This window comes from Abyssibacter sp. (genome assembly GCF_964229365.1).
Classification (GTDB): domain Bacteria; phylum Pseudomonadota; class Gammaproteobacteria; order Nevskiales; family OUC007; genus Abyssibacter.
In genome coordinates, this window is record NZ_CAXRDQ010000042.1 from 23,651 (window position 1) to 33,507 (window position 9,857).

Annotated in this window: 12 protein-coding genes; 5 read left to right on the forward strand and 7 right to left on the reverse strand. The window is 61.3% G+C overall.

Annotated features, from left to right (window positions below; translation table 11 throughout):
* Nucleotides 1-162 precede the first annotated feature (162 nt).
* The 3 genes from ACE1EY_RS07430 (at nucleotide 163) to ACE1EY_RS07440 (ending at nucleotide 2,032) form a co-directional block, all read left to right on the forward strand.
* Entirely contained in the window at nucleotides 163-1,047 is an 885-nt protein-coding gene (locus ACE1EY_RS07430; protein WP_291514193.1) for a rhodanese-related sulfurtransferase, read from the forward strand.
* Nucleotides 1,040-1,699 carry a glutathione S-transferase gene (locus ACE1EY_RS07435; protein WP_370299840.1) on the forward strand — a complete coding sequence of 220 codons (660 nt, stop codon included), beginning with the start codon at nucleotides 1,040-1,042 and terminating at the stop codon, nucleotides 1,697-1,699. Before ACE1EY_RS07430 ends, ACE1EY_RS07435 begins: the two co-directional genes overlap by 8 nt.
* An 87-nt stretch (nucleotides 1,700-1,786) precedes the next feature.
* The gene (locus ACE1EY_RS07440; RefSeq protein ID WP_291514195.1) at nucleotides 1,787-2,032 is read left to right on the forward strand and encodes a hypothetical protein; all 246 of its coding nucleotides are present in this window, start codon (nucleotides 1,787-1,789) and stop codon (nucleotides 2,030-2,032) included.
* Between the two features lie 13 nt (nucleotides 2,033-2,045).
* Here ACE1EY_RS07440 and ACE1EY_RS07445 read toward each other — a convergent pair whose 3' ends face one another.
* From ACE1EY_RS07445 to ACE1EY_RS07455, 3 genes are all read right to left on the reverse strand, one after another.
* A complete protein-coding gene (locus tag ACE1EY_RS07445) occupies nucleotides 2,046-2,951 on the reverse strand; it encodes an alpha/beta fold hydrolase (protein WP_291514196.1) in 906 nt (301 codons plus the stop codon).
* A gap of 350 nt (nucleotides 2,952-3,301) precedes the next feature.
* Complete coding sequence (locus ACE1EY_RS07450; RefSeq protein WP_291514197.1) at nucleotides 3,302-3,547, reverse strand: hypothetical protein; 246 nt, start codon at nucleotides 3,545-3,547, stop codon at nucleotides 3,302-3,304.
* 202 nt (nucleotides 3,548-3,749) lie between these two features.
* Nucleotides 3,750-3,923, reverse strand: a complete 174-nt coding sequence (locus tag ACE1EY_RS07455; protein WP_291514198.1) for a hypothetical protein — start codon at nucleotides 3,921-3,923, stop codon at nucleotides 3,750-3,752.
* A 93-nt stretch (nucleotides 3,924-4,016) separates the two neighbouring features.
* Between ACE1EY_RS07455 and ACE1EY_RS07460 the strand changes: the two genes are divergently transcribed.
* Nucleotides 4,017-5,108, forward strand: coding sequence for an XRE family transcriptional regulator (locus ACE1EY_RS07460; protein WP_291514199.1), 1,092 nt, complete (start codon nucleotides 4,017-4,019; stop codon nucleotides 5,106-5,108).
* Nucleotides 5,083-5,571, forward strand: coding sequence for a PIN domain-containing protein (locus ACE1EY_RS07465; RefSeq protein WP_291514200.1), 489 nt, complete (start codon nucleotides 5,083-5,085; stop codon nucleotides 5,569-5,571). The genes ACE1EY_RS07460 and ACE1EY_RS07465 overlap by 26 nt, the downstream gene beginning before the upstream one ends.
* A 23-nt stretch (nucleotides 5,572-5,594) precedes the next feature.
* Here the strand turns inward: ACE1EY_RS07465 and ACE1EY_RS07470 are convergent, their stop codons facing one another.
* From ACE1EY_RS07470 to ACE1EY_RS07485, 4 genes are all read right to left on the reverse strand, one after another.
* Nucleotides 5,595-6,701: a hypothetical protein gene (locus ACE1EY_RS07470; protein WP_370299841.1), complete on the reverse strand. Its 1,107-nt coding sequence runs from the start codon at nucleotides 6,699-6,701 to the stop codon at nucleotides 5,595-5,597.
* Between the two features lie 60 nt (nucleotides 6,702-6,761).
* A complete protein-coding gene (locus ACE1EY_RS07475; RefSeq protein ID WP_370299842.1) occupies nucleotides 6,762-7,529 on the reverse strand; it encodes a restriction endonuclease in 768 nt (255 codons plus the stop codon).
* Nucleotides 7,530-7,704: 175 nt separating this feature from the next.
* The gene (locus ACE1EY_RS07480) at nucleotides 7,705-7,830 is read right to left on the reverse strand and encodes a hypothetical protein (protein WP_291514202.1); all 126 of its coding nucleotides are present in this window, start codon (nucleotides 7,828-7,830) and stop codon (nucleotides 7,705-7,707) included.
* Between the two features lie 115 nt (nucleotides 7,831-7,945).
* On the reverse strand, nucleotides 7,946-9,857 hold a 1,912-nt coding region (locus ACE1EY_RS07485), incomplete at its 5' end, for a type III restriction endonuclease subunit R (protein WP_370299843.1).

A 9,857-nucleotide genomic window follows, 5' to 3' on the forward strand; every position in this document is an offset into this window, starting at 1 on the left:
TGATCCGCCAGGACGGGGCTGCAATCTTCCTGCAGGAAGTGTTTCCCAAGAGCACCCGCCGTTGTACAAAAACAGCCTCGTGATGCATTGGCGTGACGCGCCCGCCCGGCATGCTGCCGAGACGATCTAGAATAGGCTGCCCAACGACCGACTCGACCGACCATGCCCCAGGTGGTGATCGCAGCGCTTTATCATTTTGTGCCGCTGCCCGACTTCGAAGACCTACAAGCCCCGCTGCGCGCGAGTTGCGTCGACGCCGGGGTGATGGGGACATTGCTACTGGCCCCGGAGGGCATCAACGGCACGCTGGCCGGCTCGCGTGCCGGGATCGACACCGTGCTCACCAGGCTGCGCGCCGATCCGCGGTTTCGGGCGCTGGACGAGAAACGCTCGTACGCGGACGACAACCCGTTCCCGCGACTGCGGATCAAGCTCAAGCGCGAGATCGTCACGCTCGGCGTGGACGGTGTTGACCCCCGCGACCAGGTCGGCGAGTACGTCGAGCCGGAAGCCTGGAACCGGCTGCTCGAGAATCCCGAGGTGCTGGTAATCGATACCCGCAACGACTATGAGGTCAAACTCGGGACGTTCCGCAATGCGGTCTCGCCAGAGACCGAAACGTTTCGCGAGTTTCCCGACTACGTGGAGCGGACGCTCAAGGGTCAGGAGGACCGCCCCATCGCCATGTTCTGTACGGGCGGCATTCGCTGCGAAAAGGCGACGTCGTATCTGCAGGGCCAGGGCTTCAAGCAGGTGTACCACCTGCATGGCGGGATTCTGAAATATCTCGAAACCGTTCCCAAGGAGCAAAGCCTGTGGGACGGTGAGTGCTACGTGTTCGATGAGCGCGTGAGCGTGAACCACGATCTGCAACCCGGCTCTGCGGTGCAGTGCGAAGCCTGCGGCGAACCGCTGTCGCTGGCCGAACAGGCCTCTGCCGATTTCGAGGCGGACGTCAGCTGCCCGCATTGCATTGCCGAGCTCACGCCGCCGCGCCGCGCCGTACTGGAAATGCGCCGCGACCAGAAACGACAGGCGAATGGCTGAAACGCCGCCGGTACTGTATTCCTTTCGCCGTTGCCCCTACGCCATCCGGGCGCGCATGGCGCTGGCGGCCGCTGGCGTCACGGTCGAGCTGCGCGAGGTACTGCTAAAGGACAAGCCAGCGGCCATGCTCGAGGCCTCGCCCAAGGGCACGGTGCCCGTGCTGGTACTGCCTGATGGCGCCGTGATTGCTGAAAGCGTGACGGTCATGCGCTGGGCGCTGGGGCGTAACGATCCGGAGCAATGGTTGGCCGGGCCGGCGAGCGACACCCGTGAACTCATCGCGCAGAACGACGGACCCTTCAAGCAGTGGTTGGACCGGTACAAATACCACGTGCGGCACCCGGAAGGATCGCAAACCGACTATCGACGGCAGGCCGAGACCATTCTTGCGGCCTGGGAATCGCGCCTCATCGGGCAGGGCGGTTTCCTCACCGGTGCATCCGCCCGGCTGGCCGATGTCGCGCTGTTTCCTTTCGTCCGCCAGTTTGCGGGTGTGGAGCCGTCCTGGTGGGCGCAGCGCCCATGGCCTGCCCTGCATGCCTGGTTGCAGGGTTGGACCGAGCATTCGCGCTTTGCCGCGGTCATGCGCAAGTGCCCGCCGTGGCAGCCGGGGCAGCCGCCCCTGTATTGGGAACTGGGCGAGGCGGTCTGACTGGTGGCCGCCGAAAGTTTGGCGGCGGATGTCCGGATTCAGGCGCAGGTTTCGTTTAAGGCGCACATCCCCAGAACACGACAAGCCATGAAAGTGCATCTGTATAGCAGCCCGAACGGCCGTATCGTGGCCGTGGACAACTGCGACAAGGCGCGAGACTTGTTGCCCGCCTACGGGCCGCCCGCGCCGATGTTCGATGGCCAGCCAGTCAGTTATTCAGTCGCCAGAGCCTGTATCCGCGAATACGGCGGCATGTGGCTACGCGCGGACGGGTTACGGCGCTTCAAGCCGGGTGCGCGGGCGAATCAGACGACGGGCACCATCCGCGCCTGACAGTGGCCGGCCGTCAGGCCGCCAGCGTGTCAACAAAAAAGTCGGTCTGGTCCGCCACCACCTGATCGAATGCGGGCGGAACATAGATATCGAAATGACCGACCGGATAGCGTTTGACCCGCACCTTGTCCGGCGCGCGGCGCGCCCCGTCCTCCATGGCGCCCGGCGGGACGACGACGTCTTCCGTGGCGATGCAGAACAGTGCGGGGCAGGGCAGCCTGGGCGTCATCAGGTTCGGGCGATATGTCGCCAGCGAAACGGCCCAACTCGTCGAGATTTCATTGCGCCAGGCTGCCGGTGCGATGCGCATGTAGCCGGGCTCCGAATCCGGGGTGGTCAGCACGCCCGGCGCCCCAGGGGCGGCGACCACAGGAAGCATGTTGCGTGGCAGCCCCAGAAAGCCGCGCACCGCATCGCTGACCCCTGCCCGTGTGAGTTTGAGCCCGTGAATGAGCCCTTGCTGGCGCAGCACATTCTGGAGGGCCGCGAAGCCGTCCATCATCGCACCCTGAGCGCTCACCGCTGCCACGTGGCCGTCGTTCACGGCTGCCGCGACCGCGTGCCCACCCGAAAACGAGCTACCCCAGGTCGCAATGCGGGCCGGGTCCACATCATCCACGGTTCGCGCGAACTCAATCGCCGCCGCCCAATCCTGCAACTGCATCGGCACGCTCACGACCTGCCGCGGCTGGCCGTCACTGGTGCCGAAACCCCGATAGTCGAAGCAGATCACGTGTAGGCCGGCTGCCGCGAAGGCCTCTGCAAATGGAGTCAGTCCGGCGGCGCGGACGCCACCGAGCCCGTGGGCCATGACCACGCATGGTGAACCCTGCGAGTTCGCCAGCGATGAATGGCGGGGAGCGAAATGGCCCGCGCGAATGATGTCACCGCGAATGGCAAAGCTGATTTCGTTCGACATGACAGAATCCGGATTTGAGATGAGTCGACCCTAGCGCGATCAATCAGCGCTCGCGAGCGCAATGCGGCATGTCGAAAGGGGTGTCCAAGCGCTATGGGTCAGATGAAAGTGTCCGCGAGAACGGGGTAGTCCACCCGGCGGATGCGGCTGTCCGCCAATGGCGGGCAATCCTTGAACAGCGTTCAGACCAACACTCTGTTGATGTTCAGAAGTCGATTGCCGAGTGCGACGACTTCTTGTCCGTCTAGTTGCTGTAGATCGTTCGAACGACTCGCAGGCCGAACGATGGGGCCGAGTCGGCCCGATGTTTCGCCCGGCTGCAAAGTCAACGGCTGGCCTTGTGAAGCGGACTACAGCTTTCGCTTCACCCTCTCTATCAGGTCATCGCAGCATCCCTTGACCTCAAGGTTGAGGTTGTCCAGGTTCCGGCCGACTACCTTCACGCTTGGCCGCTCACCGTGTTCGGCGCAACGCACCGATCCGATGGACTTGGTGACGGAATCCTTGATGCTAGCCAATACAGCTGCTTCAAAGGCGTCGCCGATATTTCTTGGATTGACCTTCTGGCCGTTCATTTCGAAACTGATATCAAACATATCCTGGGTTCCATTCTCGAAAACGGCATCGCGACTACGGGCACAGGATTGGTAGCCCTGCCGGTGTTTGTGAGTCCATCAGCAGGAGCACACCGTTGCCAGCGGTGCCGCACTGAACTGGCCATCCTTGGCCTGTCCAGCGACGTGAGCGGCGCCGAGAGCCAATGCGGCCACCTTGCGGTGTTCTGCTCCGCTCGACACCCTAGCGCTCCTTACGGACGCCCTTGAAGGGCTTGTCATCCGCTTTCTGGTCCATGAATCGGCCGGAGTCAGCGTCACGCTTCGTCCAGCGACCATTGGTGGGGTTATAGGTTTGCGAGCGCTTACGCACTGCGCCGTTACGTCGGTTATCGCCAGTGGGCGGGTTGGTAGCCATGGTTTATAACCTCCATGGTTTTATGGGGGAGACATAAACCTATTCCAGGGTTTATAGTTTGTCAACATTCAGGAACAAAAAATAAACCACACGATGATCGGAGCACGCATCAAACAAGCACGAATTGCGTCGGGTTTGTCGCAGGAGGCGCTTGCCCAACAGCTTGGCGTGAGCACCATGGCGGTCTCGAAATACGAGCGCGATGCCATGAACCCCAGCTCGGATGTCCTGATCAAGATGTCTGGTGCGCTCCAAGTTCGTACGGAGTACTTCTTCCGCCAAGTCCAACTCGACATCACAGAGCCAGATTTTCGGAAAGATAAGAAGCTCAGCGGTGCGGAGCAGAGCCGAGTCATCGCACAGATGCGCGAGGCCGTAGAACGCTGGGTAGACCTTGAGCGGCTCACTCCAACAAGCTGGTCTCAGCAATTCGTGATGCCAAGCGACCTGCCCGAAAAAGTCGCGGACTTCGATCAAGTTGAAGAGGTGGCCAACCAAGTACGGAATGCGTGGAATCTGGGCTCCCAGCCAATTAGCGATATGTCCGAGCTTCTCGAGCGCAAGGGCATCAAGGTCTTCATGCTCGACTATGACGCCGGCAAGCGCTGGGATGGGTTGGTTGCAAAAGCCAATGGGGAGCCAGTCATCGTCGTGGGTGCGGACTGGCCTGGTGATCGCCAGCGCTTCACGCTTGCCCACGAACTCGGCCATGTCGTGCTTGAGGGGCGTCTGGTAGGTGAACTTGCTTCGGAGAAGGAAGAGGAGCTCGCGTGCCACCGGTTCGCGGGCGCGTTCTTGATGCCTGCTGCCTCAGTCGTCGCAGAGTTCGGGCCAAAGCGAACGCGGATTGAACCGCGCGAGCTATTTCTTGCGAAGCACGAATGGGGTCTGAGCATGAGCGCCATGATTTTCCGCGCGCGGGACGCCGGCGTGCTCAATCAGACCAATATGGGGCGCCTGTTTGGCAGCTTTAAGAAAAAGGGGTGGCTGAAGCAGGAGCCAGGTGCGCCGCTGCCCAAGGAGTCACCATCTGGATTCAAGCAATACGTCTTTCGCGCTTTGGGTGAGGATCAGATTTCCGAATCGAAAGCAGCGGAGCTGCTTGGCTTAGGTTTGGCCGAGCTACGCGCGAAGCGGTCGGTAACAGACGAGGCGGTCAATGGCGACTCGGCTGTTAATCAGTGACAGCAATGTCTTGATTGACTTCGATTGCTGCGGGCTACTCGAATCAATCTTTGCGCTGCCTTATGAATTCGCCGTGCCCGACATCCTCTATCTGGAAGAGCTGCGTGGCCAGCATTCAGACCTGCCAGCGCTTGGCCTGAGTGTCAGAAAATTCGGGCCGGAAGTGACTGCAGACATCCAGTCCCTGCGTGCCCGCCACAAGAGGCCAGGCTTCAACGATTTGATGGCGCTTGCTCTGGCAAGATCGCTGGATGCCGAGTTGCTGACCGGGGACCGGCACCTGCGCGAGGCCGCAAAGATCGAGGGCCAAGCGTGTCGTGGCTCTATCTGGCTCCTGGAAGAACTGGTCAGATCACGCGTGATCACCGTGGGTCAGAGCCTCGATGCCTTGGACGCGATGGAGGACGTCGGGCGGCGATTGCCCTGGAAAGATGCCAAGAAGCGACTGTCGGAATTGAAATAATTGGTAACGATTCAAGTGCGACGTTAAAGCGCCCCGGCAACCGACCACAACCGCCCTTGCAGCCAGAGTGATCCACTGATGAACTGATCCACGGTCGGCGGAGAATCGCCTTCCCATACGCGCTGCGTGATCAGAATTTTCAGATCAAGCCGCTCCTCATCGCTCTCACCGATATCGGTGACGCGAACCTCCACCAGCCACCCCGGACTGTCCAGCACACACTTCTCGCGCACCGACAGCACCCGTCCGCAAAACTCATAGTCATCGCGGTCCCATTTCTCAATGGGGACGAGCATGTGCATCTGAGCGGTGGAGATTGTTGGTTGGGCGACCGTGTCTTCGTCAGCGTTGTCAGCGCCCTGCTCTTTGAGAATCGCCATGAGCGGGCTGTCGTCAGGAATCGGAATGTCCTCGCCAACATGCGGTGCGGCATGATAGGCGATCCCACAGAGGATGACTTCGGCGGTCAATCCCGGCGAATACCACCCTCTGTTGCCGACGTAATCAACGTCGAAAAACGTCACTTCGTTATCACCTGCACGCGCCGTGATCTGCGCTTCGAGTCCGCCTTGCCACAAGTGGACATCTTCAACCGTCATTGAGAGTTGGGAGCCTATTTCAACAGCGGGAAACGCTGTTCGGAATTCGTTCCCGCTACCGCCGGTAGTGATAACCAGGCGCATAGAGTCCGGCACGCCGGGCCATCGCAGCACGGCCGCCGTCGGCCAATGTTCCGGCAACGGCTCAGGTGGGGACGGCCCAAAATCAGACATCGACCGGTGCGGCGTTGCCGACTCCAGCACCATCGGTAGTTGCTGGATGAACTCCTGCCCGTAATCGTCGAAGAACGGATCGCTATGGGAGGCCACAGCATGGCGCTCTGCGTCGGTGTCAGAGTCGCGGGTAATGACAGCTTCGCGTTGCTCGACGCTCCATCGGTTGCCAGTCGCCGTGCTTCCGTCCAAGCGGCTCAGATTCGCCATCGCCACGCTCAGACGCTTAACGGTTCCGTACGCAAACTGAACCTCTGCGATGCCATCGACCTCGTCAGCCACCACATGCCCGGTGCCGAACTTGACGTGCTCGACCCGGTCGCCCGCCTTGAGTTTGTTGTTGCCAGAGGCCGTCATTTTTCCTCCGCACCCTTCAAGAGTCTCGCATGCGCAACTTTCTGCTCCACGCAGTGCCACTTAGCCGTCGATCGACAATGTCCCACGGCAATCTGGATACCTCGAACACCCCCAAAACGGATTGCCAGCATTCGCGCCACGCTTGGCCGTGCGCTTCACCATTCCAGCGCCGCACTTGGGGCAATTTGGCTGAGCTGAGGCCGATTGGTCGGTAGTGGGTTTCGCAGAGCGGACAATCCGGTTCGCGTCAATGAGCTCAATGTTGCGCCCCTCAGCGAACTCAACCGCTGGCCTTGTGAATGGGCCTGCTGAAACGACGTATGCGCCGGTGGCACCTTGGGCCGACATCACCCCGAACAATTCCCGGACGACGCCAACGCCGACTTGCGTGGCCCGCCACTGCTTGCACTGGATCAGAAACGTCTCGCCACCTTTCTTGGCGATCGCATCAACCCCGCCATCGGCCCCTGCTTTGGTCAGGGCGACGTGATAGCCCTGCTGTTCGAAGTGGGCCGCCACCAGACTCTCAAACTGCTTCCAGTGCAGGCTGAGTAGCGGCTCAGACTCGTTGCGCCGTTTGGTCTGCTCAAGTAGCGACGCCCGCTTGCGCGTGGCAATCCACGACGTCAGTGCTGCCAGCAGCAGGGCTGCGGGTGCAAGGGCCTGCATGAACATGCCGACCGTACCCGCGAGCTGGTAGGCGACTGTATGTCCGAGTTGGCTGACATCGGCAACCGGTGGTGGCTCAATCTTGCTGAGCAAGTTGAAGCCGAACCAGGCCACAGGTGCCAGGGCAAGGCAAACCTGCCAAGGCAGCTTGGCGAACACCTCGATCCACTGCTCGAATTCGGATTGGCGCTTTCGTCGGGCCATCTAACTAACTCTCTGTTGATCGCATCGGGCTACGTCCATTTTGTAACCTCACTATGGCGCACGACTTCTGGTCGATTCAGCGTATGCGGTGGCACATAGCGGTCGGTGCCTAGCTTGCGGCGGTGCTCATTCAGTGGAATCGCCGCTGGATACCCACACTGGCGTCAACGACCACATAGGCCGTCACTCCTGGCACGACGGCCGGCACGGCCAGCGGCCAGGCGAGTGCCGAACCCGCCAGAACAACGCCGGTCATCGCAAAGCACGAGACACGCGCCAGGCAAATCCGTAGAGCCCATCCGAGAACAGCCTGAACTGCTTGCGGCCGCAATGGCCGCAGCGTGGGCAGTAGATCTCGGAAGTCGCTATCGCTACTGATACCCGTGCGCGACCTTGCTGGCGTACAGCGCTTCCACGGAGTCCGCGCCCTTGATCGCATCGCGCACTGCTTGCTGTTTCACATCCAGCACGCGCAGCTCGCCCCCGATCTCGGCAATTGCTTCGATCCGATGCAATTCGTCGCCAAACTCGGCAGCAAAATTAGCCAGGCCACGCAGCTTCACTAGCGCATCGCCTAGGTGATGGCCATGCGGGTCAACAATTGACGCCTGCACATTCTTTTCGGTGCCGTGGAAGAACACGAAGTCGGGGCACATCCGCCGCCAAGCATCGTTTGCATCCTTGTATGCCACGGCCAGCGCATCGTCTGAAGCCCTACTAGGGTTGCGGTACCAGCCCAGAAAGTCGTCGCGCGCCATTTCGGCGTTCAACACGGCTGTTTCCCATTCGTTCAGAGATCCGGTCGGGAACCGTCCATCGCTATCGGCCATCAAGTGGCCGCTGACGGTCGGCAACAGTTTGCCTTGGTCATCTTTGGTTTCTTCAGCACGCACACGTGGGCGCAGGATGCCGATGCGCTGCGGGTCGGTGGACATGGCGATAATGTCGTCGTACTCAGCGCGGCGCTCGTCGCTCAGGCCCTTGATGGCCACGCGCTGCTTGTCCAGCCAGGCGCGTGCCAGCTTGTCGGCTTCACGGTCGAGTTCGTCGCCGACACCCTCCACACGGCTAAGCGCAGCGACGCGCACGTAGGCTTCGAACAAACCATCGTCATCATCGTCGGCCTCAGCTTCCAGGCGCTCCGCAAACTTCTTCGCCAATCCCTGCGATAGCACGCGCCACGAATCCCTGAAATCGGCGTCCACCGATCGCTCGTCCGCGATCTCCGTGAATCTGCCCGACTGGTACTTGCCCTTGGTCTCGTTGATGCCGATGACGACCGCTTCGCCCTCAACAGCGAGGATGCCGGCGACAGTGTCTTCGACAACCTGCTGGTGCCGAGCCAGCAGGCCAGCCAGCACGTCACTCATCTCCTTGTAGGCCGTGGCCATGGCATTGGCCATCAAACCGTCGAACGACAATGCATGTGCCAGCGCCATCAGGCGCTTCATGGGGCGTGCCGCCTTTCGCGGCAAAGTTTGCGAGGGCAGCGCGTCGAAAGCGGCCCACACAGCCTCCGAGATGGCCGTATTGGCAGTCATGTCGACCGGGTCAGTCAGTACGCGGCGTCCGCCGCCGCCTCCACTGCCGCCGGCATCGGCGTCCTTGCGGCCCAACATCAGGTCACCGACTGCCTTGGCGGTTTCCCGGTTGAAGTGGGGCAGCACGCATTCCACCGAATTCAGTCGGTCGTTGCCAGGAATGCGCCGCGCCAGCGGCGCGCGCACCATACGGCCCAGCAACTGCGTGATGTGCGTTTCATCCTGCGCCGGTCGAAACGACATCAACACCTCGGCGCGCGGGCAGTCCCAACCTGTCGAGATCGCGTCCTTGGCAAACAACACCCGAATCCATTTGCTCTCCTGTACGCGTTCGGGACTGATGTGCGGAACCACGTGCCCGCCAATCTCTAGAGTTTTGTGGTCGCCGAAGACGTGTGCGAGCGACTCCTGCTTCAGCTCCGGCCAAGCATCGCGCACCGTCTCAAAAGCCGTCTTCAGCAAATCGTCGGACGGCGTATTAGGCATCTGCACTACGAGCAGCGGCACCACCGGTTCCGCCGGCGGCGTTTGCGCAGCGGCGTAGTCCGCCCACAACTTGCTCGCCTCGGCCACGCGCTTGGTGGCGCGTGTGAGCAGCACGGTATCGAACTGGCCATCCTCGGCCGGGAATTCCAGGCGGATGTCGTCCTTGAGCAGGCCGGATTCCTGCACGCGCGCGGGGTCAACTACCACGTTCGGGAAGCTCACGCGGTTCTGCGCATTCGCCATGGCCTGGTCGAAC

Excerpts from the sequence above, each read along its gene's own strand:
- ACE1EY_RS07450 (WP_291514197.1), bottom strand. The coding sequence starts at position 3,547 with ATGTTTGATATCAGTTTCGAAATGAACGGCCAGAAGGTCAATCCAAGA.
- ACE1EY_RS07460 (WP_291514199.1), top strand. The coding sequence starts at position 4,017 with ATGATCGGAGCACGCATCAAACAAGCACGAATTGCGTCGGGTTTGTCG.
- ACE1EY_RS07470 (WP_370299841.1), bottom strand. The coding sequence starts at position 6,701 with ATGACGGCCTCTGGCAACAACAAACTCAAGGCGGGCGACCGGGTCGAG.
- ACE1EY_RS07455 (WP_291514198.1), bottom strand. The coding sequence starts at position 3,923 with ATGGCTACCAACCCGCCCACTGGCGATAACCGACGTAACGGCGCAGTG.
- ACE1EY_RS07430 (WP_291514193.1), top strand. The coding sequence starts at position 163 with ATGCCCCAGGTGGTGATCGCAGCGCTTTATCATTTTGTGCCGCTGCCC.
- ACE1EY_RS07480 (WP_291514202.1), bottom strand. The coding sequence starts at position 7,830 with ATGACCGGCGTTGTTCTGGCGGGTTCGGCACTCGCCTGGCCGCTGGCC.
- ACE1EY_RS07445 (WP_291514196.1), bottom strand. The coding sequence starts at position 2,951 with ATGTCGAACGAAATCAGCTTTGCCATTCGCGGTGACATCATTCGCGCG.
- ACE1EY_RS07435 (WP_370299840.1), top strand. The coding sequence starts at position 1,040 with ATGGCTGAAACGCCGCCGGTACTGTATTCCTTTCGCCGTTGCCCCTAC.
- ACE1EY_RS07465 (WP_291514200.1), top strand. The coding sequence starts at position 5,083 with ATGGCGACTCGGCTGTTAATCAGTGACAGCAATGTCTTGATTGACTTC.
- ACE1EY_RS07440 (WP_291514195.1), top strand. The coding sequence starts at position 1,787 with ATGAAAGTGCATCTGTATAGCAGCCCGAACGGCCGTATCGTGGCCGTG.